Genomic DNA, 22,208 nt, shown 5'->3' with positions numbered 1-22,208 from the left:
GGGGGCCGCCGGATTTCACGCCCGCCACGGCGCCGGGTCCGCGCGGCGAGGACGTCCGACGGCGGGGGCGACCGCGCGTACCGACGTCGGCGTACGTCGTCCCCCGTTTCCCGGCGGACGGGGTGGCCGGACGGGTCCGGGGCCCGTGTGCCGCTCCGGGTGCGCCCGCGGACGACGGTGAGGTCTGTGTCACGACGGGTTCGTGTGTCCCCTTCACGGGACACTGGAGGAGGAGCCTCACGTGACGGAGCGGGACGAGGAGGTTCTCAAGGACACCCGACCCCGCTCCGGCCGGCGGAGGAGGCAGCACGTGACGGGCCCGGACACCGTGGGCGGCACCGACGGGCGATCCTCGCGGACCGCGTCGCCCTCGCTCTCCGCGCTGCTGGCCGCCCTCGGCACCGGTGCCTACGTGGTGGACGAGCAGGGGCGCATCCTCGCCGTCAACACGCACGCCGAGCAACTGCTGGCCCGCCCCGCCGGGGACCTGCTCGGCCACGACGCGCACGACCTGCTGCACCGCAGCCGGTACGGCGCTCCGCTGCCCGGGACGCAGTGCGGGATGAGGCAGGCGTACACGACCGGCCGGGCACTGCAGTCCGAGGAGGAGTGGTTCGAGCGGGGCGACGGTTCCCTCGTCCCCGTCTCCTGGCTGGTCACCCCGTTCCGCACGGAGGACGCCGGCGAACCGACCCTGGTGCTCTTCCACGTCCCGCGCGACCACGACGCGGCCGCCACCGAGGCGAACCGGCCGCACGGCCCCCTGCCCGAGCTGGAGCGGCTGGCCCTGCTGGCCGAGACGACCACCCAGCTGACCTCCACCCTGGACGTCGAGCAGGCGCTGCGCCGGCTGGTGGGCCTGGTCGTGCCGCAGCTCGCGGACTGGGCGATCGTCGATCTGATCACCGAACACGACGAGGTGCGGCGTTCGGCGGTGGTGCACGCGGAGAACGGCGTCCTCGTGCACCGTGAGGATCTGGAGGGCCCGATGCCACCGGTGCCCCCGGACTCCGTGATGCCCCTCTCCCGCGCGCTGCGGGGAGTCTCCTCGGCACTCGCCGGACCCGAGACCTACCAGGGGACGCCCGACTCCGGACTCGCCGTCGAGCAGCGGCGCCTCTTCGAGGAGACCGGCATCCACTCGGCGGCCATCGCGCCGATCAGGGGCGTGCGCGAGGTGCTGGGAGCCCTGACCCTGGGCCGGGCCCAGCGACCGGAGCCGCTCACGGCCGCCGACCTCCCCCTGCTCGAGGACATCACGCGGCGGGCCGGGCTGGCCCTGGACAACGCCCGTCTCTACCAGCGGCAGCGCAAGGTCGCCGAGACCATGCAGCGGCACCTCCTGCCCCAGCTCCCGCGCGTCCCCGGCCTGCGGATGACCGCCAGGTATCTGGCCGCGCCCGACGCCTCGCAGGTGGGGGGCGACTGGTACGACGCGTTCACCCTGCCGGACGGTGCCACCGCGCTGGCCATCGGGGACGTCGTCGGACACGACCTCGACGCGGCCGCGGGCATGGCGCAGCTCCGCAACATGCTCCGTGCCTACGCCTGGGCGCAGCAGGACCCCCCGAGCAGGATCGTCGAGCGGCTGGACCAGGCCGTCCTGCACATCACCGACGTCACCATGGCCACCCTGCTGTTCGCCCGCCTGGCGGCCGACGACGGCCGGTGGCGGTTGTTGTGGACCAACGCCGGTCATCCGCCGCCGCTCCTGGTCGCCCCTGACGGCCGGGCCCGCTACCTCACCGACGGGCACGGCATCCTCCTCGGCACCGGATCCCACGGGCCGCGCCCCGACGCGACGGCCGAACTGCCGCCCGGTGCCACGCTGTTGCTGTACACCGACGGTCTCATCGAGGCACCCGGCCGTTCCCTGGACGAGGGTCTGCACCGGCTGCGCCGGCACGCGGCCTCCCTGACGCACCGCCCGTTGGAGGCCTTCACGGACCTCCTGCTGGAGCGCGCCCGCCCTTCCGGCAATGACGACGACGTCGCCCTGCTCGCCCTGCGCGTCCCCTCCGGGCCGTGACGGCGCGCCGCTGACACCGCGCCGCCGGGGCCCCTGCGCGCCGGCGCCGGCACCTTCTGGTGGCCGGGTCCCACCGCCCCGCGCACGATTGGCGGAAACGCACCGCGCATTGGCATGGACCTGACACAACTGGGCCGCTAAGCTCTGCCCCACTCCACTGAGAGCGCTCTCACACTGCGGTTGTTCCACCCCCACCTTGCTGGAACGACGAAGGACACCTTCCATGAGACGCACCAGACTCGCCCGTGCCGGCGTGGCCGCCCTGCTCATGATCGGCAGCTGGACCGCGGCCGGCACCCTGCCCGCCTCGGCGAACGAGGCCCCCGACTCGCCCCCCTCCGCCTCGTCCACCGACTCCGCGCCCGCCTCCGCCGGCCTGGTGCGGGCGATGCAGCGGGACTTCGGCCTGTCCCGCGCCGGGGCCGAGGCCCGGCTGGCCGCCGAACGCGCGGCCACCGCACTCGCACCCGAGGCCCGAAGGACCGCCGGATCCGCCTACGGCGGCGCCTGGTTCGACGCCGGGAGCGGGAAGCTGACCGTCGCCGTCACCCCGGACGCCGACGCCTCGGCGGTCCGGGCCCTGCGGGACTCCGGCGCCAGGGTCCGCACCGTCGAGCACAGCGCACGGCAGCTCGACGCGGTCAAGTCCCGCATCGACCGCCTCGACGCGCCCGCGGGTGTCAGCAGCTGGTCCGTGGACCCGGCCGCCAACACCGTCGTCGTGAACGTCGTCGGCGGCAAGCGCGCCGACAACGATGTCCGCCGGTTCGTCGACCGGGCCCGCGCGGCCGGCCCGGTCACGGTGCGGACCGTACCGGCCGCGGCCCGCACCTTCGCGGCGGGAACGGTGGGCGGCGACCCGTACTACACCGGCAACGTCCGCTGCTCCATAGGCTTCTCGGTGCACGGGGGATTCGTCACCGCCGGGCACTGCGGCGGCGCCGGCGCCGGAGTCAGGGGCTGGGACGGGTCCCACATCGGCAATTTCCAGGGCTCCTCGTTCCCGGGCGACGACTACGCGTGGGTCAACGTGGGCAGCGGCTGGTGGACGGTTCCGGTGGTGCTCGGCTGGGGCACGGTCCCGGACCGGCTGGTGCGCGGCTCGGCGGAGGCGCCGGTCGGCGCCTCGATCTGCCGGTCCGGCTCCACGACCCGCTGGCACTGCGGCACCGTGCTGGCGAAGAACGAGACCGTCAACTACAGCCAGGGCGCGGTGCACCAGATGACGAAGACGAGCGTCTGCGCCGAACCCGGTGATTCGGGCGGTGCGTTCATCAGCGGCGACCAGGCGCAAGGGGTGACCTCCGGCGGCTGGGGCAACTGCTCCGGCGGGGGCGAGACCTGGTTCCAGCCGGTCAACGAGATCCTCGACCGCTACGGGCTGACTCTGCACACGGCCTGACCGGAACCTCGACAGCGAGCGGGCCCCGCCGGACGACCGGCGGGGCCCGCTCCCGTGCGCCCGGCGAGGGCGGGCCGCGAAGTGTTACCGCTCCGTGACCCACCTGGGTGTTACCGGCGGTAAGTGAGCGGTGCTAGTTTCCGGTTCGCCTTCTTGAGCAGAGCGAGGAGTGAGCCGTGAGCCGTCTGAGCAGTGTGCTGACCACCGTCGTCGTCACGACCGCCTGTGTGTGCACGGCCGCCCCGCCGGCCGCCGCGAGCGAGCCCGTCGCGTCCCGCGGCGCGGCCGTCCCCGCCTTCTACACCCCGCCCTCCGACCTGCCGTCGGCGAACGGCGCGCTGATCCGGCACGAGCCGCTGCGCCTCGGTCTGCGCCTGCCCGGCCTCGACGGCCGGCCGCTGCCCGGTACGGCCACCCGCCTGATGTACACGTCCACCGACTCGGCCGGGGAGCGGGTCGCGGTGACCGGCGCGTACATCGAGCCGTCCGCGGACTGGAGGGGCGGCGGTCCCCGGCCCCTGGTGGTCGTGGGCTCGGGAACCATGGGCCAGGGCGACCAGTGCGCGCCCTCGCTCGCGCTGGAGCGCCCGCTGTCCCTCAGCGGGGAGAGCCTGTCGGTCGGGTACGACAACCTGGCGGTCTACCGCCTCCTCGCCACCGGCGCGGCCGTCGTCGTCACGGACTACGTCGGCCTCGGGGCGACCGACCGGCTCCACACCTACGTCAACCGCGTGGACCAGGGCCACGCCATGCTGGACGCCGCGCGCGCGGCGCGTTCCGTGCCGGGCGCGTCCGTCACGGCGGACTCCCGGGTCGGCATGTACGGCTACAGCCAGGGCGGCGGCGCCAGTGCTTCCGCGGCCGAACTCCAGCGGACGTACGCGCCCGAGGTGAATCTCGCCGGCACCTACAGCGGTGCGCCGCCCGCGGATCTGACGGAGGTCATGAAGGGCGTCGACGGCAGTGCCCTGGCCGCCGCGCTGGGCTGGGCGATCAACGGTTTCGCACAGGCCGAGCCCGGCCTGCGCGATGTGGTGGACGCCCACGTCAACGCCACGGGGCGGACCGCGCTGGAGGAGATCTCCACCACCTGCGTGGGTGACGGAATCTTCCGTTACGGGTTCACCAGGAGCACCAAGTGGACGGCGAGCGGCAAGAGCATCGCGGAGGTCATGGCCGGCGAGCCCCGCGCCCGGGCCGTCCTCGACAAGCAGCGCCTGGGCACGCTGAGGCCCGCGGGGCCGGTCCGGCTGGCCACCGGCGTCCAGGACGACATCGTGCCGCACGCGCAGGCCCGGCAACTGGCGGTCGACTGGTGCCGCAAAGGCGCCGACGTCACCTACAAGGCCGTCGCCCTGCCGAACCTCGGGGACAAGATCCTCACCAACCACCTGGTACCGCTCATCACCGACCAGGGCGAGGCGGTGTCCTGGCTGACCGACCGGCTCGCGGGCAGGCCGGCCACGTCCAACTGCCGGAGCGTGCCGGTGCAGCGCTGAACCGCCCCCGACGGCACGAACCCCCGTCCCGGGACTTCGGGACGGGGGTTCGCGGTGGAGCGTCGGGCAGGCCTTGCACCTGCATCTCCCCGCAGGAAGCGGGGCGTCTTTCCTTGGACCACCAACGCACGGGCGGGCTTCCGGAGCTTCCCGGCGCCTCGACCTGGCTCAACCATAGCGGCAATCGCCTCAGTGGGCACATCAGTCACATGAGCACCGGGCTGAGCGGTCCCGTGCGCAGGGTCGCGCGGCCGGTCAGTCCCGGGTCAGGACGGCCCGCGGCGCCGGTACCGGCGTCCTGGTGGAGGCGGCTCCCGCGAAGTTCTCCTCGACCTCTGCCCTCTCCGCCGCGTTCGGGTAGGGGTTCGTGCACGAGGTCCCCGCGGTGGAACCGGACATCAGGCTGGAGCAGGGACCGGGCTTGCGGTCCGGCAGGCCCAGGATGTGGCCGAGCTCGTGGGCCGAGATGCGGACCGTGTGGTAGCCCTGGTTCACGGCCTGGCGTCCGATGTAGACGGTGCCCTTGCCCAGGGAGGTGGGCAGGGCGCGCGGCCAGCCGTTGTCCGCCAGGACCCGGATGTCGGCCCGCTGCCCGGGGGCGGCCGGGCGCAGCTCCACGGCGTCGACGCTCTCGTTCCAGATCGCCGCGCCCCGGGCGACCGCGGACGCGAACTCCGCGGAGCCGCTCGCGTCGTAGGTGAGCACGCGGGCGGCGGCCGGGGGACTCGCGGTGCCGCCGGACGGGACGGCCACGGCCTGGCCGCCCAGCAGGGGGAAGGACATCACCAAAGCCGCGGCCAGGCCGCCGGTCAGCGTACGGACGTGCATGGTCGACCTCCTCGTGGGGGAAGGGTAGTCGTGCTCATGACACTCTCTGCCTCCCTGCCCGCCGGGCACGGCCGCCAATCCGTCATTCGGCCGGCTCCGACGCGAGGCCCGCGATTCAGAAACGGTGCTGCTGAATCCCATGGAGAGGATCGGTTGGACTTCCTGATCATGCGGGGGCACTGTGGGCAAGGATCCACACCATCCCACGGGGCCCCCTGATCGCACCACCGGAGACGACCCGATGAACCACGTCATCGATCCCGAACGCTACGACGGCACCATGCGCTACCGGCGCACCGGCCGCTCGGGACTCGACCTTCCCCTGCTGTCCCTGGGTTACTGGCACAACTTCGGCGACGACCGGCCCTTCGAGACCCAGCGCGAGATCGCCCTGCGCGCCTTCGACCTCGGCATCACCCACCACGACCTGGCGAACAACTACGGTCCGCCCTACGGTGCCGCGGAGATCAACTTCGGCCGGCTGATGAAGCAGGACCTCGCCCCGTACCGGGACGAGCTGGTGATCTCCACCAAGGCCGGCTGGGACATGTGGCCCGGCCCCTACGGCCAGGGCGGCGGCTCCCGCAAGTACCTGCTCGCCTCGCTGGACCAGTCCCTGAAGCGCATGGGGCTGGAGTACGTGGACATCTTCTACTCCCACCGTCTCGACGCCACCACTCCGCTCGAGGAGACCATGGGCGCGCTCGACACCGCGGTCCGCCAGGGCAAGGCGCTCTACGTCGGCATCTCCTCCTACGACGCCGAGCGCACCCGCGAGGCGGCGGCCATCCTGCGGGACCTCGGGACTCCGCTGCTCATCCACCAGCCGTCGTACAGCATGCTGAACCGCTGGATCGAGACGGAGGGGCTGCTGGACGTGGCCCAGGAGGAGGGCTTCGGGATCATCGGCTTCACGGCGCTCGCCCAGGGCCTGCTGACCGCGCGCTATCTGAACGGCGTCCCGCAGGACTCGCGGGCCGCGGCGGGCAAGTCGTTCGACACCGCCTGGCTGACGGACGACATGCTGCGCCGGCTGCGTGCCCTGAACGACATCGCGGTGCGCCGCGGGCAGACCCTCGCCCAGATGGCGCTGGCCTGGGCCCTGCGGGATCCGCGCGTGACCTCGCTGGTCATCGGCGCGTCCCGCACCGAGCAGCTGGAGCAGAACGTCGCCGCGCTGGAGAACCTCGACTTCAGCGACGAGGAACTGGCCGAGATCGACACGTATGCCACCGACGGCGGCGTCGACCTGTGGCGCGAGGCGAGGCTGGGCAACCTCGGCTGACCCGCGTGTGCGCCGCCGGGAAAGGGGAACCACGGTGCGGTGAGCCGCGCTCCGAGGCCGCGGCACCTCCAACGGTTCGGACGGCCCGATGCAGACGTTCCTGCCGTATCCCGGCTTCCGCGAGTCGGCGCTGGTGCTCGACCGGCGCCGGCTCGGCAAACAGCGGGTCGAGGCACTCCAGGTGCTGCGCGGCCTGATCGTCCCCGGCTACGGGTGGCGCCGGCATCCGGCGGTGCGCATGTGGACCGGCTACGAGGAGGCGCTGGTGCGCTACGGCCTGGAGATCTGCCGGGTCTGGCGCGAGCGGGGCCACCAGGACAGCTGCGCCGCCACTCTCGTCGCCGATCTCGCCGCCGTCCGGCCCGGACTTCCGGTGCGTGACCAGCCGGAGCTGGCCCGGGCCGGTGAGCTGCCGCCCTGGCTCGGGGACGACGCCCTGCACCGCAGCCACCGCTCGGCGCTGGTGCGCAAGGAACCGGCCGTCTACGGCAAGCTCTTCCCCGGGGCGCCGGACGACCTGCCGTACGTCTGGCCGGCGTCCGACCGCGACCCCGAAGCGGTGGCCGACTGACCCGCCCGTCCGCCCTCAGCGCCCGCGCAGGGTTGCCAGGGTGACGTCCAGATCGGCCGCGCGCGGCCGGTTGTGGGGCAGCTTGCCGAGCAGGACCGCCATGCCGCACGTGTCGGTGAGCGCGGAGAAGACCAGACCGGCGGCGATACCGGCGGAGAGGAGCTGGAACGCCGGGTGTACGAGCAGGCCGAGCACGAGGCCGAGGAGCACCACGGTGCCGGCCGTGAGACGGACCTGGCGTTCCATGCTCCAGCCGGCGCGCGTGTCGCAGGCGGCGGGCCGGTGGAGGTCGTGGCCGTCGGCGGCCCAGGCGTTGGTTCCCCCGGTGAGCGTGGCGGCGGGAATGCCGTGCTCGGCCAGCAGCTTGGAGGCGTTGTCCGAGCGGGCACCGGAGGCGCACACCACCAGGACGTCACCGCGCCGGGCGGCGTCGCGCAGTTCGGGCAGGGCGCGCCGGACGTGGTCCAGGGGGATGTTCAGGGCGCCGGGCAGATGACCGGAGGCGTATTCGCCGGGCGTGCGCACGTCGATGACGGTGAATTCGTGCAGCCGGGTGCGGGCCTGGTCGGTGCCGAGGGCGAGGGGGGTGAGGGGGGCGGTCATGACCGATGTGATCCTTACTGGTCGACGCCGTCCCGAATCGGGACGTACTATACCCCGAGGGGTATTCATCAAGGAGTGGGCGTGGAGCTGGAGCTCGAGGGTGCGAGTCTGAAGGCCGTGCTGAACCGGCTGCGCCGGGCGCAGGGCCAGATCTCCGGGGTGATCCGGATGATCGAGGAGGGACGCGACTGCGAGGAGGTCGTCATGCAGCTCGCCGCCGCCTCCCGCGCGCTGGACCGGGCCGGGTTCGCGATCATCGCCACGGGACTGCAGCAGTGCGTGGCCGACATCGAGTCCGGCCGCAGGACCGGCGAGGACGCCGAGGAGATGCGCGCCCGGCTGGAGAAGCTGTTCCTGTCGCTGGCGTGAGCGCCGGGGCGGCGGGCTGTCCTTCGGTGCGCATCACACCACCGCGTCGATCAGCATGAACACGGCCACGGCCAGCAGCAGCACGGCGAAGACGCGCTGCAGCGCTTCCTCGGAGACCTTGGCGGACAGGCGTCCGCCGTCCCAGGCACCGAGGACCGCGGCCCCTGCGAACGGCCCGAGGACCGTCCAGTCCAGGGTGTCGATCGTGCCGGCGCGCTGGGTGAGCGCGGCGAGCGCGTTGGCGGTGACGACCACCAGGCCGGTGCCCACCGCCACCCGCGTCCGCAGACCGAGCACGCCCACCAGGGCCGGCACGGCGAGGAAGCCGCCGCCGACACCGAGGACGCCGGTGATCCCGCCGAGTCCGGCACCGGCGGCCGCCGCGCGGACCGGCCGCACCGGGACGTCCTCGTCCACCGGGCCGCGCCGCCGCAGCATGCGGACCGCCGCCGCCCCCGCCACCAGGGCGAAGGCCGCCGTGAGGAGCGCGCCCGGCAGACGGGCGGCGAGCGCGCCGCCGAGCATCGCCGGGACGGCGCCCGCCGCCGCGAACAGCAGTCCCGTACGCCACCGGACGTGGCCGTCGCGGGCGTGCGCGGACAGAGCGGCGGCGGAGGTCACGACGACGATGACCAGGCTCGCGGTGGTGGCCGCGACCGGGGTGAGACCGAGCAGGTAGATCAGGGCCGGGACGGCCAGGACGCCGCCTCCGCCCCCGAGCGCGCCCAGCGTGAGGCCGACGACGGCCCCGGCGGTCAGGGCGAGGATCAGAGCGCTCACGTGACGGTGCCGCTCCCGCCGTGCCCGCCGACGACCGGGGGTCCGGCCCCTGCCCGGTCCTCCGTGCCGCCGATCACGTCGACGGCGTCCGCGCCACGGACGACGAGCGGTTCGGCGGCGTGCCGGGAGCGGTTGCCCGCGCGGCGGATCACCACCAGGGGGCGCGCCCGGGCCGCCGGCGGCAGACCGGTTCCGGCCGCCGGGGCGGACAGGGGCGGGTGGACGGCGCGGGGAACGTGCCCCGCATGCCGTTCGTGGCGTTCGCGGACGTCGAGCAGCACGGCACCGCCGCCCCCGGCGGCGCCGCGGCGGCCGGTGCGCGCCGCCGCCTCCCGCACCGTCACGCGGCCGGGGCCGGCCCGACCCCGTCGGAAGACGCTCATGGTGGTGTCCGCTCCTTTCCTCGGTCGTACGGTGTGCGTCGCGTGTCCGGTGCCGTCAGGCGTTCCGGGTCGTGAGTCCGGCCCGCTCCGCGTCCTCGAAGCCGTCGTCCACGGCGACGACGTCCCGGCCCGCCGCGTCCAGCAGGGAGGCGGCGATGGCGGCGCGCATGCCGCCCGCGCAGTGCACCCACACCTGGCCGTCGGGGATCTCGCCGAGACGGCCGTGCAGCGTGTGGATCGGGATGTGGACCGATCCCTCGACGAATCCGCCGGCGCGCTCGGCGTCCCGGCGGACGTCGAGGACGACGACCTGCTCGTCCCGGTGCCGGTCCGCGAGGTCGGCGAAGGTGGCGCGCGGGAAGGAGGCCGGGGTCTCGCCCTCGCGCACCCAGCGCGCCGGGTCCCCGGTGGCCGCCGCGGCGGGGCGGTCGATGCCCACCCGGGCCAGTTCCCGCTGGGCGGCGGCGAGCTGCTCGGCGGACTCGGCGAGCAGGGTGACCGGCCTGCCCCAGGGGATCAGCCAGGCCAGGTAGGTGGCGAGCTTGCCCTCGGCCTCGAAGTTGAACGAACCCGCCACATGCCCCTCGGCGAAGGCGACGCGGTTGCGCAGGTCCACGACCCACTCCCCCGCGGCCAGCCGGCCGGCGATCTCCTCGGCGTCGGCCACGGCGGGCGGCGTCAGGTCGAGCGGCGCGGGCCCGCCGGCGTTGAGGGGGCCCATGTGCGTGTAGTAGGCGGGGACGTCGTCGAGCCCGGCCAGCAGGTCGGCGACGAAGGTGTCCACGTCCCGGGTGAGCGCCTCGTTCGACGCCCGCTCCTTGCCGATGGTGGTGGAATCGCCCTCCGCCCGGCCGGAGGAGCAGAAGCTGCCGAAGCCGTGGGTGGGGAGCACCACCGTGCCGTCGGGGAGCTCGGCGGCCAGCCGGTGGGCCGAGGCGTGCTGCGCGCGGGCGAGCGTCTCGGTCAGGCGCGGCTCGACGAGGTCGGGGCGGCCGACCGTGCCGATCAGCAGGGAACCGCCGGTGAACGCCGCGACCGCCTCGTCCCGCTCCCGCAGGACGTAGGAGGTGTGGTGGGGCGTGTGCCCGGGTGTCGCGAGGGCGTGCAGGGTCAGGTCGGCCCCGGGATCGACGGTCACCTCGTCGCCGTCGCGCACCGGGGTGCGGGCGTGGGAGACGCGGGCGTCGGCGGGGACCAGGTAGGCGGCGCCCGTGAGGCGGGCGAGTTCCGGACCGCCGGTGACGTAGTCGTTGTGGACGTGGGTCTCGACCACGTGGCTGATCCGTACGCCCCGCCGGGCCGCCGCGGCGATCACCCGGTCGACGTCGCGCGGCGGGTCGACGGCCACGGCCGCCTGATCGCCACCGGCGAGATAGCCGCGGTTGCCGAGCCCCGGCACCTCGATCGTGTCGACGAAGAACACCTCACGCTCCCTTCCAAGCGGATATTTACCCCCCGGGGTATGTCTTCGACGGTAACACGAGTACCCCCGGGGGTATGTTCCGGGGGCGGGTGCGCCCGCCCGCACCGCACGGGTGCCTCGCGGGCGGCGGACGACCCGTCCCCGCCCCGGACACGCGGACGGCCCCGGCGTCCCCCTCTCGGGGTCCGCCGGGGCCGTCCGGTCGTGCCGCGCGCCTAGCGCGAGGACAGGTACTCCTCGACGCCCGGAGCCGTGTGCGCCTCCTCCTCGTTCACCACGCCGCCGACCGCCTTGGCGTCGGGCTTCAGGACGTACGTCTTCACGCTCGCGGGGCGGTCGACGTCGGAGAAGTCCTGTGCGGTGCCGAGACCGGTGTCGGCGTTGCTCTGGGAGCGGTGCGCCTTGACGACGTCCTCACGGGTGAGACCGCCCGCCTCACAGGCCTTCTTCAGGTCGGTGCCCAGGAGCTGTGCGGCGTTGTACCCGGACAGCACCCCGGAGTCGACCGGCGAGTCCGGGTACTTCTTCTGGTACGACGCCACCATGCGCTTCACGCCGGGCAGGTCGGAGCTGACCGCGGGCGCGGCGCTCACCACGTTCAGCATGGCCGCCAGGGCGGGCGCGGCAGGGGTCTTCATGAGCTGGGGCGCGAAGCCGGGGGCGCTGCTGACGACCGGGACGCGCAGGCCGCGGGAGGCCGCGACGCCGACCAGGGAGGCCGTCTGCGCGGGGCCGGCGCTGATCAGGACGGCCTTCACGCCCTCCTTGCGCAGGGCCGAGACCTGTGCGGACAGATCGGTGTCGGTCGCCTTGATCTTCTGGCCGGCCACCTTCAGGCCGGCCTTCTTCGCCGCCCAGGTGGACCCCTCCAGCGCGTTGGCGCCGTAGTCTCCCTCGAAGTAGACGTGGCCGATCGTGTCGCCCTTCTTCAGGCCCTTCGTGCGGGTGAGGAAGTCGACCGCGGCGATCATGTCGACGTCGTACGTGGTGCCCAGCACCTGGATGGCGTCCTTGCCGAGCAGGGAGGCCGCCCAGGCCTGCGGGAAGGTGAGCACCTTGTCGCGTTCGATGTCGTCGAGCAGGGCCGCGACCACCGGGGAGCCGATGACCTGCGGCAGGGCGACGACGTCCGCGGAGATGTCGGCGTAGGCGGTGACCGCCTTCTGCACGTCGTAGCCGTGGTCCTTGACGACGATCTCGACCTTGCGGTCGCAGATGCCTCCCTTGGCGTTGGTCTCGTCGGCCCACATCTGCTGGGCCTGCACGATGGACTTGCCGAGGGTGGCGTAGGGGCCGGTGAGGTCGGTGAGGGCGCCCAGCTTGATGGTCTCGGCGCTGACGCCGGGGCCGGTGCGCACGCCGTCGGCGGCGTCGCCGTTCTCGTCGCCGCCTTCGGCCTTGGAGCTGCATCCGGAGACCGCGAGCAGCAGGGCGAGGGCTCCGGCGAGGACGGACCCGGTGGTGCGGCGCCGGTTGCGGTGCCTGTGGGGCGTGGTGTTCACGGGGTGTGCTCCTTGGATCGTGCGGCTGCGGCCGGTTGCGGGGGTGAGGGGACGGGGTCCGTGGCAGGGGTACGGGGGCGGCTGCGTCGCAGGCGTTCGCGGACCCGGCGGGCCAGGCCGTGCAGGCCGTCGGGCGCGTACAGCAGGACCAGGACGATCGCGGCACCGTAGAGGTAGCGGGCGGCCTCGGTGGGGCCCACGGCGCCTTCGGTGGAACCGGGGGCGGCCACCAGCGGGAGCTGGTCGGCGTAACGGGTCATCAGCAGCGGGAGCGCGGTGACGAAGACGGCGCCGGCGGTGGCTCCGGCGACCGAGCCGAGGCCGCCGATGACGATCATGGCGAGGTAGTCGATGGACAGGGCGAGCGAGAAGTAGTCGGGGACGACCCGGCGGAAGGCGAGCGCGAGGAGCACTCCCGCGAGGCCCGCGTACATGGAGGACACCACGAAGGCCGCCGAGCGGTGGCGGGCGACGTCGACGCCCATCACCGCGGCCGCGGTCTCGCTGTCGCGCAGGGCGGTCAGCGCGCGGCCCGGGCGTCCGCGCAGCAGGCCGCCGGCGGTGAACCAGGTGAACGCGAACAGGGCCAGGCCCAGGAACCACAGCCGCTCCTCCGCGCCGAACGGAACGCCGAGCACGACGAGTTCGGGGTCGGAGGCCGCGAAGGTGAACCCGCCGAGCGTCAGCGGGGGCACGGAGCGGCCGTTGAATCCGCCGGTGACGGAGTCCGCGGTCAGCAGCACATGGTGGCCGAGGAAGACCAGCGCGAGGGTGGCGATGCCCAGGTAGATGCCCTTCACCCGGCCGGCGACGGGGCTGAACAGCCCGCCCGCCGCTCCGGCGAGCAGCACGGCGAGGACGGCGGCGAGGACCGGGGGCAGTCCGGGTCCGGGCTCGCCGGCGAGGTAGGCGTAGCCGTAGGCACCGACGGCGAGGAAGAAGGCGTGCCCGAGGGAGAGTTGTCCCGCGGTGCCGCTGAGCAGGGAGAGGCCCACGGCGCCGATGGCCGCGGCCAAGGAGAACAGGCCGATCCGCAGCCAGAAGGCGTCCAGGTAGAAGGGCGGCAGGCACAGGGCGACGGCGAGCAGGAGGATTCTCACGGGCCGGCGCGTCAGGGCGCCGAGGAGACGGTCAGACACGGGCCGCCCCCTTCCCGCCGAACAGCCCGGTGGGCCGTACCAGGAGCACCAGCAGCATCACGGCGTACGGAGCGACGTCGCCGAAGCCCTCGCCGAGTACGTGCAGTTCGGACTGGTAGCCGACGACGAGCGCCTCGGTCAGGCCGATGAGCAGACTGCCCGCGAGGGCACCGACCGGGGAGGCCAGTCCGCCGAGGATCGCGGCCGGGAAGGCGTGCAGCGCGATCTGTCCGGTGGTGCGCTCGAGGCCCGGCGCCGGGAACGAGGCGAGGAACACCGCCGCCAGCGCGGCGAGCGCACCGGCCAGACACCAGCCGCCCGCGCGCACCCGGCCGAGGCGTACGCCCATGAGGGCCGCCGCCTCCAGGTCCTCGGCGGCCGCCCGCAGGGACAGCCCCCAGGAGGTGAACCGGAACAGCGCGAACACCGCGCCGATGACCACGGTGGACACCACGATCGCGGCGAGCCGGCTGTCGGCGACGGTCACCGGCCCCAGCTCGGTCACCGAGTCGCCCCACGGGTCGCCCAGCGGCAGCAGGTCGCCGCCGATGCGCCGGGCCAGGTCGGTGAACAGCAGGATGTCGATGCCGATGGTGACGATGGTCTGGATGTGGGCGGACTGCTCGTCCAGTCCCCCGCGTTGCAGCAGGAAGCGGTCGAGGGCGCCCGCGAGCGCGGCCGTGGTCAGGACGGCCAGCGCCAGGGCACCGGCGAAGCCGAGGTCGTCGTGCAGGACGGCGATCAGGTAGCCGCCGAACAGGAGCAGGGAGCCGTGGGCGAAGTTGAGGACGCCGGAGGCCTTGAACATGACGACGAAGCCGAGGGCGACCAGTGCGTAGACCGCGCCGAGCGCGATGCCGTTGAGGACGTTGTCCAGGAAGCCGGTCATGCCGCGTCCTCCCCTTGTGTTCCGGTGCCGAGGTAGGCGCGCAGCACCTCGGGGTCCTGGCGGACCTCGTCGGGTGTGCCGTGGGCGATGGTCCGGCCGAAGTCGAGGACGGTGACGTCGTCGGCGAGGCGCATGACCAGGCCCATGTCGTGCTCCACGAGCACGATGGTCAGGCCGAGTTCGGCGCGCAGCTCGCGTACGACGCCGGCGGTGCGGGCGCGTTCGGCGGCGTTCATGCCGGCGACCGGTTCGTCGAGGAGCAGCACGCGCGGCTCCAGGCAGAGGGCGCGCGCGAGTTCCACGCGTTTGCGGTCGCCGTAGGAGAGCAGTCCGACGGGGCTGTCGAAGTGGTGGCCGAGGCCGGTGAGTTCGGCGATCTCGCGGACGCGGGCGAGGTGCGCGCGCTGTTCGCGCACGGCGCTCGGCAGGCGCAGCGCGCTGGCGGCGAAACCGGCCCGGGACAGGGCGTGGCGGCCGAGCATCAGGTTGTCGGCGACCGTGCCGTGCGTGGTGACGATGTTCTGGAAGGTGCGGGCCACGCCGAGCGCGGCGATGCGGTGCGGGGCGAGCCGGGTCAGCTCGGTGTCGCCGAGCGTCACCGTGCCGGCGGCCGGTCGGCACAGGCCGGACAGCACGTTGAAGCAGGTCGACTTGCCGGCGCCGTTGGGTCCGATGAGCGCGTGCACCGAGCCGGGGGTGACGGTGAAGGAGACGCCGTCGAGGGCGGTGAGGCCGGCGAAGCGCACGGTGACGTCGCGTACCTCGAGCACGGGCGGCGCGGCGGGGGTGCGGTCGTTCACGCGGCCCCCCGGTCCTCGGCCGACTCGCCCAGGTAGAGGCGGCGTACGGCGTCGGTGCGGGCGAGTTCGCCGGCGGGGCCGGACAGGCGGGTCTCGCCGACCTCCAGGACGTGGGCGTGGTCGGCGAGGGAGAGCGCCATGCCGGCGTTCTGTTCGACGAGGAGCACGGCGGTGCCCTGGGCGTTGATCTCGCGGATCACCTCGGCGATCCGGTGCACCATCTGCGGTGCGAGGCCCAGGGAGGGCTCGTCGAGGAGCAGCAGGCGCGGGGCGGCCATCAGGGCGCGGCCGATGGCGAGCATCTGCTGCTCGCCCCCGGACAGCAGTCCGGCGGCCTGGTGGGTGCGTTCGGCGAGCCGCGGGAAGAGCGCGAAGACGCGGTCGCGGGCCTCCTGCACCTGGCGGCGCCCGCGCCGGCCGAGCCCGAGCCCGCCGGAGCGCAGGTTCTCGTCGACCGAGAGTCCGGCGAACACCCGCCGGCCCTCGGGGACCTGGACCACTCCGGCGCGTACCGCCGCGACGGGGTCCTTGCCGTCGAGCACCACCTGGCCGTAGCGGATGCGGCCGGCCGTGATCGCGCCGCGGTGCAGGCGCAGCGTGCCGGACACGGCCCGCAGCAGGGTCGTCTTGCCGGCCCCGTTGGCGCCCAGCAGGGTGACGACGGCGCCGTGCGGCACGGTCAGGGACACGGAACGGAGGGCGGACACGGCGCGCCCGTACGTCACGTCGACGTTCTCGACGTGCAGGGCGGGCAGCTCGTCCGGTGGTGCTTCGGGCATCGCGGCTCCTCGGGGCCGTACCGCTCGGGGCGGTGACGGCTTCGGGGTGAAGGGGAGCTCACGACAGCACGGGCCCGGGTGGGCGGTACAGGCTTCCGGGCCCGCTCGCTGCGGCGTACCAACGGGGGCGGACGGGGGTTGTGCGGGTGCCCACCCGGCCCGGGTGGCGCCCCGCGCGGAAGGTGTCCCGCACGGGGGTGCGCCCCGGCCGTCAGCGGTCGAGGAGTCTGCGGGCCGTCAGGGCGAGGCTGACCTCGACCAGGTCGGACGGGCGGGAGAGGGAGCGGCCCGTCAGCTGCTCGTAGCGGCGGAGGCGGTTGAGGACGGTGTTGCGGTGGCAGTACAGGCGACGGCTCGCCCGCTGGGCGGAACCGTCGCAGGCCAGCCAGGTGGCCAGGGTGTCCAGCAGGACGTCCGCGTCGGCGGGGTCGAGGTGCGCCAGCGGGCCGAGCAGCCGGTCGGCCAGGGCGGCACCGAGTTCGGGGCTCGACATCACCAGCGCCGCGGGCAGGTGGTCGGTCAGCCGGACCGTGCCGCCCGTCTCCGGGGACAGGCTCAGCGCGGTGTCCGCCAGCCGGCGGGCCTCGCCGACGGCGGCCAGCCCCTCGACCGCGCTGCTGACGCCCACCCGTGCCCCGGGTGCCTGCTCCTCCGGCACGACCGCCTCCTCACCGTCCTCGGCCAGGACGATGCCGTAATCCGCTTCCACGTCCGTGTGCCAGTGCACGCGCACACCCGGGCCGAGGACCGCCTGTGCACCCGGACAACCGGTGAGCCGGCCGCCGCCGACCGCGACGACCACGTACCGCCCCTGCTCCGGCAGGCCCAGCGCCTGCGCGGCTTCGGGCAGGTCGGCGATGCGGCTCGTGCCGTCCAGCAGGGCCGCCGCCAGCAGGCGCACCCTGTTCTCCCGCCGCCAGGCCAGCTGCCGCTCGGTCTGCCGGTAGGCGTCCGCCACGAGGGTGCAGTGCTCGTCGACGAAGTCCCACACGTCGGAGGCCACGTGCACCAGCAGTCGTACGTCCTCGGGCGCCGTCCGTGACGTCTCGTCGACCAGGCCCTGCCACACCAGCGAGCCGCCCAGCCGGAAGGCGTGCAGCAGCGCGTCCAGCGGCAGCCCCTGCTCGGCGCGTGTGGCGGCGATCCTCCAGGAGCAGCGGCGCGCCGCGTCCCGGGCGCCCCGCGGATCGAGCAGGGAGGAGATGCTGTGCCGCAGTGAGCGGTGCACCTCCTGCCAGGTCCCGGCGGGGTCCTCCTCGACGGCGGCCCGGTAGGCGGGCTCCTGCTCCTGCAGTGCGGCGACCAGGCGGTCGGTGAGCTGGGGCAGGTCGTCCAGCAGCACCCGGGCGGCCCGGTGCAGCACGCGCAGCGCGTCGGCGTCGATCAGCGACCGCACGCGCGGCGTCCGCGGCCGCGGAGCGGGCATGGGCCCGGGGCGGAGCAGGGTACGTGGCCGTACGGCGTGTTGCATCGCGCATCTCCCCCAGGGTCGGCTTCCCGGCGGCGCCCGCGCGGCGGTTCCCCGGACCGGCGCCCGGCCGGCCGAAGAGCCCGTGGGCCGCCCGCCACCTGACTCGTCCTGCCCCGAAGGATGGCATACCGTCCGGTCGGTCCCTAGAGTTGTGCACCGGTCTTTTCCGCCTGCTGGACCAGCCGGGCCAGCTCCACCCGGGAGCGGACGCCGAGCGTGGCGAAGACGTTCCGCAGGTGGTAGTCGACCGTGCGGGTGCTGACGGACAGGCGCAGGGCCACCTCCCGGTTGGTGGCGCCCTCGGCGACACACCGTGCGATGCGCAGTTGCTGCGGTGTCAGCCGGGACAGCCTCCCCGGACCGCTCCGGGAGGGGTGCCCGGTCCCGGTCCCGCCCGGCGCGGCGCCGTTGGCCCGCAGTTCCGCCGCCGCCTGCTGCCCCCACGGGTGCGCGCCGCAGCGTTCGAAGCCCATCAGCGCCTCCCCGAGCCGCGCACGCGCCTCGCCCAGCCGGCGCCGGCGCCGCAGCCACTTGCCGTAGAGCAGCTCGGTGCGCGCCCGCTCGAACTCACCGGCCGTCTCCTCATGGCGGTCCAGGGCGCGCAGATACAGCTCGTCGGCGGCCTCCGGCGCGGCCAGCAGCGCGCGGCAGCGCAGGAGTTGGGCGGGGGCCTGCGGGTCCGCCCCGCACCCGGCCCACAGCGCGAAGTCCTCGACCACCGTCCGGGCCTGCTCGGGCCGGCCGACGAGTGCGGAGGCCTCCACGAAGCAGGGGACGGCGAGCATCCACACCGCGAAGTGGCCGCGCCGCGCACCGGGGCGCACCAGCGGTCCGAGCCGGTCGGCGGCCTCCCGGGAGCGGCCCGCGCCCAGGTCGGCACGGGCCAGGGCCCACTGCGCGAGCGTGGCGGCCTGGGCCAGTCCGTGCCGCCGGGCCGTGCGGAGGGCCGCCGTCGCGTGCTCGGCGACGAGTTCCCTCTCCCCCTCGATCGACGCCGCGAGGGCCAGGACCGCATGGTGGTGGGCGGCCGTGTTCCGCTGTCCGGCCCTCCGCGCGGTGCGGAGCCCCTCCTCGGCGTGGGTGCGCGCGAGCTGGTGGCGGCCGGCCCGCAGTTCGGCGTAGGCCAGGTACTCCAGCGCCCTCGGTTCGAGGGCGGCGGAGCCGGCGGTCCGGGCCGCCGCCAGCGCCCGCGCGCCGGTTCTGCGCGCGGCGGTCACGTCACCGAGCAGGAGCGCCGCGGCGGCGGATCTCAGCAGCCGTTCGGGCTCGTCGGCGGACAGGCCCCGCTCGACCACGCGCCGCAGCGGTGCGGCGGCCAGGTCGAAGCGCCCCAGGAGCACGGCGCGCATACCGTCACGGTGGTCGCGGAGCAGGGCGGAGCGGCTGGGGCCGGTGGAGCCGGTGGGACCGGGTGGGGCGGTCCCGGTGGCGGAAGCGTCCGCGGCGCGGGCGACGGCCGCGACGGCGGCGGGAACGGGGGTGAGGACGCGGGCGGGCTCGTGCGGAAGGGGGCCGTCCGGGGCGAGAGCCCGGAGGCAGGCCGCCATGTCACCCGCGGCCCACGCCGCGTCCGCCGCGCCCAGGCCCGCCGCGCCGGCCTCCTCACGGCTGTGGCCCGCCAGCAGACCGGCGGCGAGCAGGAAGGACTCGCGGGCGTCGTCCACCGGACCGTCGGCCAGCAGCACCGCACCGCGCAGGAGTTCCGCGCCGCCGCGTACCGGCGCGGGTGCCGGGCGGCTCCGGGCGGCGTCGAGCAGCCGCAGGGCCTCGGGCGGGTCCCCGGCGAGGAGGGCCTGCCGCGCGGCGGCCGTGTACCGGTGTGCGCGCTCGGCGTCGTCCGGTGTCAGTTCGGCGGCGCGCGTGTACGCCGCGCGGCGCGGGCCGGGCGGCAGCGCGGACGCCGGGTCGGCCGCAGCCGCCGCGAGTTCGGCCGCGAGGGCGGGAGCGGGTCCCGTGACCGTCCACGAACGGTGCAGCAGCGCCGGGACGCCGTGCGGGTCCGCCAGGCTCCCCGCCAGCGCGTGGTGCACGGCCCGGCGCCGCTCGGGCGACGCGGTGGCGTACACCGCCCTGCCGAGCAGCGCGCTGCGGAACCGCAGCCGGCCGTCGACCAGGGCGAGCGTCTCGGGCAACGGCCCCGCGGCGTACGGCGCCCGGGTCCGCGCTCCGGCGGACGGGGCGGCTTCCGCTGCCGGTACGGCCGCCCGCTCCCCGGCCTTTTCGGCCGCTCTGCGTACGAGGTCCGCGTCGGCGTCCGGCTCCCCGGTCGCCCGCGCGGCGGCAGCCGTCGCCAGGAGCAGACCGGCGTGGTCCGCCGGTACGCCGGTCAGGCACCCGCCGGCGACCGCGGTCAGGACCTCCGCGTCGGCCAACGGCCGGGGCAGCGCGCGACGGCCGCGGAGCTGGGCGGGCGACAGGCGGCGGACCAGTGCCAGCAGCAGCGCGGGGTTGCCCTCCGCCTCCGTCACCAACTCCTCGCGCACGGCCGGATCGACGGTGCCGTCCGTCACGTCGTCGACCAGACCCGCCGCGTCCCCCGGCGTGAGCGGGGCGATGCGCACCACGGGCAGTCCCGCCACCTCCCGGTCGACGGGCCGGTGTCCGGGCGCGCTGAGGAGCAGCCCCACCCGGCCACCCGCCGCGTGCACCCCTGCGGCCGCGTGCCCCAGCGCGGCGCGCGACGCGGTGTCCCACAGGTGCACGTCGTCCACGCACACCAGGAGGGGGGACGCGGCAGCAGCCGCGCACAGGACGTCGAGCAGCACCTCGCCCGCCGTACCGTCTCCGGGGACGCGCACGGGGCGGCCGGCGGCGCGCAGCAGGGTGCGCAGGCCGCGGTGGGGCTGTTCGGTCCGGGCCGGGTCGGCGCGAACGTGCCACACCGGCCCGGCGCGAAAGGAACGGGCGGCGAACTCGAGGAAGGCCGTGCGGCCGCAACCGGGTTCACCGGTCACGACGCGGACGCCGCCGTCGGCGCGCAGCCCGTCCAGCAACTCGGCGATCTCCTGCCGCGCCGGTCCCGGGCGGTACCGGAGCGGAGCGGATCCCGGGGTCGTCTGTCCGGTCATTCCCGCGACCTTACTCACGCGTAAGGAAGAGTGGAAGGTGTACGTCCGCACCATCGGGATGACGCATCCGCCACATCACCAGCGGTTTTCACGACCCGCCGGAGAAGCGGAGTGTGCCGCGGCCCAGGGCGGGCGGCCCGCGGCGGTGCACGCGCACAACGCCGGTGGCGGCCCGCACCGTGTGCGGACCGCCACCGGGTCGTCGTTCGGCCGGGCTCAGCCGGACATCAGGAGGTGTGCGGACAGTTGCCCCGGGACTCCTCGATCGTGAGGCTCGGCCGCGGCAGCGGGCACAGGAACTGCTCGTAGCGGGTGTCGTTGTCGATGAAGCGCTTCAGCCACGAGATGCTGTACTTCGCGATCGTCGTGTTCGACGAGTTGGGCGTGAAGTGGGTGGCGCCGTTCAGTTCCAGGTAGGCGCGGTCCAGGGAGGACGGCAGGCCCGAGTACAGGGGCTCGGCGTGGCTGGAGACCGGGGCGACCGTGTCGCCGTCGGCGCCGAAGATCAGGGTGGGGGTCCTGACCTCGGGCCAGCTCTTGTCGAGGTTCCAGGGCGTCAGCGGGATCGCTGCCTGGAGCGAGGGCCGGTCCTTGGCGGCTTCGAGACTGCCGCCGCCGCCCATGGAGTGGCCCATGACACCGAGCCGGCTGCTGTCGACACGGCCGCGGACCGCGCTGCGCTGGGTGAGGTAGTCCAGCGCGGCGAGCAGCTGGTCACCGCGGGAGGCGGGCTGGTCGAGGGTGGAGTTGGTGTCGATGGTGAAGACCACGAAGCCCTGGGAGGCCAGGCGCGGGCCCAGCCAGGCGATGGAGGACTCGTAGGCGGTGAAGCCGGGTGAGATGGCGACCGCGCCGAAGGTGCCGTCGGCGGTGCTGGTCGGGTAGTAGATGGTGCCTCCGCCGAAGCCGGTCACCGAGAGCGAGGAGACGGAGATGTCCGACACGGCGTAGGGACCGCGCAGCGCCTCGATGCTGGATTCGGTCGGCGCCGGACCGCGCTCGTAGGGGTTGTCCGCCGCGTGGGCGCCGGGGCCGCTGAGGGTGGTGAGGCCGACGACGGCGGCGACGGCGGCTGCCAGTCCGGCGAGCCGGCCGGTCCCGCGTCGTCCGGCACGGGCCGGAAGCGGGCCCGCGGTCGATGCGCCGGTGCCGGTGTGGGGGTGCTGCTGCACGACGAGTGGTCCTCTCTGTCGCGGCAGGTCGCCCGGCCGGCCGGTGCACGGGAGAACGGCATGGGGAGTGTCCGTGCCCGGCCGGGGGCGCCGCCGATGGGCTGGCGGTGCCACTGTCGGAGAGGAGGGGGCCGGCGCGGACCGGCAATCTCACCGGTCTCCTGCGCCGTACCGCGCGGGCCGGTCCGGGGTGCGAGGGCACGGGGCCCGCACGGC

General features: G+C 74.6%; 19 protein-coding genes and 1 tRNA gene. 6 read left to right on the top strand and 14 right to left on the bottom strand.

Annotated features, from left to right (window positions below; all coding sequences use genetic code 11):
- Positions 1 to 310 precede the first annotated feature (310 nt).
- The 3 genes from RIM90_RS21155 (at position 311) to RIM90_RS21145 (ending at position 4,930) form a co-directional block, all read left to right on the top strand.
- Positions 311 to 2,029 (top strand): SpoIIE family protein phosphatase, encoded by a 1,719-nt coding sequence (locus tag RIM90_RS21155; protein WP_309062313.1) that lies wholly within the window; start codon positions 311 to 313, stop codon positions 2,027 to 2,029.
- A gap of 223 nt (positions 2,030 to 2,252) precedes the next feature.
- Positions 2,253 to 3,431, top strand: a complete 1,179-nt coding sequence (locus RIM90_RS21150) for a S1 family peptidase (RefSeq protein ID WP_309062312.1) — start codon at positions 2,253 to 2,255, stop codon at positions 3,429 to 3,431.
- 176 nt (positions 3,432 to 3,607) lie between these two features.
- Entirely contained in the window at positions 3,608 to 4,930 is a 1,323-nt protein-coding gene (locus tag RIM90_RS21145) for a lipase family protein (protein ID WP_309062311.1), read from the top strand.
- Positions 4,931 to 4,985: 55 nt separating this feature from the next.
- Here the strand turns inward: RIM90_RS21145 and RIM90_RS21140 are convergent.
- Both RIM90_RS21140 and RIM90_RS21135 read right to left on the bottom strand, forming a co-directional pair.
- A tRNA-Gly gene (locus RIM90_RS21140) sits at positions 4,986 to 5,058 on the bottom strand.
- 127 nt (positions 5,059 to 5,185) lie between these two features.
- Positions 5,186 to 5,758: a snapalysin family zinc-dependent metalloprotease gene (locus RIM90_RS21135; protein ID WP_309062310.1), complete on the bottom strand. Its 573-nt coding sequence runs from the start codon at positions 5,756 to 5,758 to the stop codon at positions 5,186 to 5,188.
- A gap of 241 nt (positions 5,759 to 5,999) precedes the next feature.
- On the opposite strand from RIM90_RS21135, the gene mgrA reads away from it, so the two are divergent.
- Together mgrA and RIM90_RS21125 are read left to right on the top strand one after the other, a co-directional pair.
- The gene (gene mgrA / locus RIM90_RS21130) at positions 6,000 to 7,043 is read left to right on the top strand and encodes an L-glyceraldehyde 3-phosphate reductase (protein ID WP_309062309.1); all 1,044 of its coding nucleotides are present in this window, start codon (positions 6,000 to 6,002) and stop codon (positions 7,041 to 7,043) included.
- A gap of 88 nt (positions 7,044 to 7,131) precedes the next feature.
- On the top strand, positions 7,132 to 7,614 hold the full coding sequence (locus tag RIM90_RS21125; RefSeq protein ID WP_309062308.1) for an MSMEG_6728 family protein: 483 nt from the start codon (positions 7,132 to 7,134) through the stop codon (positions 7,612 to 7,614).
- 15 nt (positions 7,615 to 7,629) lie between these two features.
- Here the strand turns inward: RIM90_RS21125 and RIM90_RS21120 are convergent, their stop codons facing one another.
- Complete coding sequence (locus tag RIM90_RS21120) at positions 7,630 to 8,217, bottom strand: rhodanese-like domain-containing protein (protein WP_309062307.1); 588 nt, start codon at positions 8,215 to 8,217, stop codon at positions 7,630 to 7,632.
- Between the two features lie 81 nt (positions 8,218 to 8,298).
- Between RIM90_RS21120 and RIM90_RS21115 the strand changes: the two genes are divergently transcribed.
- Complete coding sequence (locus tag RIM90_RS21115; RefSeq protein ID WP_309062306.1) at positions 8,299 to 8,586, top strand: metal-sensitive transcriptional regulator; 288 nt, start codon at positions 8,299 to 8,301, stop codon at positions 8,584 to 8,586.
- A 33-nt stretch (positions 8,587 to 8,619) separates the two neighbouring features.
- On the opposite strand, the gene RIM90_RS21110 is transcribed toward RIM90_RS21115, so the two are convergent.
- The 11 genes from RIM90_RS21110 to RIM90_RS21060 form a co-directional block, all read right to left on the bottom strand.
- Complete coding sequence (locus RIM90_RS21110; RefSeq protein WP_309062305.1) at positions 8,620 to 9,366, bottom strand: sulfite exporter TauE/SafE family protein; 747 nt, start codon at positions 9,364 to 9,366, stop codon at positions 8,620 to 8,622.
- Positions 9,363 to 9,749: a rhodanese-like domain-containing protein gene (locus tag RIM90_RS21105; RefSeq protein WP_309062304.1), complete on the bottom strand. Its 387-nt coding sequence runs from the start codon at positions 9,747 to 9,749 to the stop codon at positions 9,363 to 9,365. The genes RIM90_RS21110 and RIM90_RS21105 overlap by 4 nt, the downstream gene beginning before the upstream one ends.
- A 55-nt stretch (positions 9,750 to 9,804) precedes the next feature.
- Entirely contained in the window at positions 9,805 to 11,172 is a 1,368-nt protein-coding gene (locus tag RIM90_RS21100; protein ID WP_309062303.1) for an MBL fold metallo-hydrolase, read from the bottom strand.
- Between the two features lie 215 nt (positions 11,173 to 11,387).
- Positions 11,388 to 12,674, bottom strand: coding sequence for an ABC transporter substrate-binding protein (locus tag RIM90_RS21095; RefSeq protein WP_309062302.1), 1,287 nt, complete (start codon positions 12,672 to 12,674; stop codon positions 11,388 to 11,390).
- Positions 12,671 to 13,813, bottom strand: coding sequence for a branched-chain amino acid ABC transporter permease (locus RIM90_RS21090; RefSeq protein ID WP_309062301.1), 1,143 nt, complete (start codon positions 13,811 to 13,813; stop codon positions 12,671 to 12,673). Before RIM90_RS21090 ends, RIM90_RS21095 begins: the two co-directional genes overlap by 4 nt.
- Positions 13,806 to 14,702 (bottom strand): branched-chain amino acid ABC transporter permease, encoded by an 897-nt coding sequence (locus tag RIM90_RS21085; RefSeq protein WP_309062300.1) that lies wholly within the window; start codon positions 14,700 to 14,702, stop codon positions 13,806 to 13,808. The genes RIM90_RS21090 and RIM90_RS21085 overlap by 8 nt, the downstream gene beginning before the upstream one ends.
- Positions 14,699 to 15,502, bottom strand: coding sequence for an ABC transporter ATP-binding protein (locus RIM90_RS21080; RefSeq protein WP_309062299.1), 804 nt, complete (start codon positions 15,500 to 15,502; stop codon positions 14,699 to 14,701). Before RIM90_RS21080 ends, RIM90_RS21085 begins: the two co-directional genes overlap by 4 nt.
- Positions 15,499 to 16,281: an ABC transporter ATP-binding protein gene (locus RIM90_RS21075; protein WP_309062298.1), complete on the bottom strand. Its 783-nt coding sequence runs from the start codon at positions 16,279 to 16,281 to the stop codon at positions 15,499 to 15,501. Before RIM90_RS21075 ends, RIM90_RS21080 begins: the two co-directional genes overlap by 4 nt.
- A 211-nt stretch (positions 16,282 to 16,492) precedes the next feature.
- Positions 16,493 to 17,752, bottom strand: a complete 1,260-nt coding sequence (locus RIM90_RS21070) for a helix-turn-helix domain-containing protein (RefSeq protein WP_309062297.1) — start codon at positions 17,750 to 17,752, stop codon at positions 16,493 to 16,495.
- A gap of 143 nt (positions 17,753 to 17,895) precedes the next feature.
- Positions 17,896 to 20,820: a LuxR C-terminal-related transcriptional regulator gene (locus tag RIM90_RS21065; protein ID WP_309062296.1), complete on the bottom strand. Its 2,925-nt coding sequence runs from the start codon at positions 20,818 to 20,820 to the stop codon at positions 17,896 to 17,898.
- A 227-nt stretch (positions 20,821 to 21,047) separates the two neighbouring features.
- Complete coding sequence (locus RIM90_RS21060; RefSeq protein WP_309062295.1) at positions 21,048 to 21,992, bottom strand: alpha/beta hydrolase; 945 nt, start codon at positions 21,990 to 21,992, stop codon at positions 21,048 to 21,050.
- Positions 21,993 to 22,208 lie beyond the last annotated feature (216 nt).

Source organism: Streptomyces sp., assembly GCF_031181555.1.
Lineage (GTDB): Bacteria > Actinomycetota > Actinomycetes > Streptomycetales > Streptomycetaceae > Streptomyces > Streptomyces fimbriatus.
Note: the sequence above shows the minus strand (reverse complement) of the source record. Positions and strands in the feature narration are given on the sequence as shown.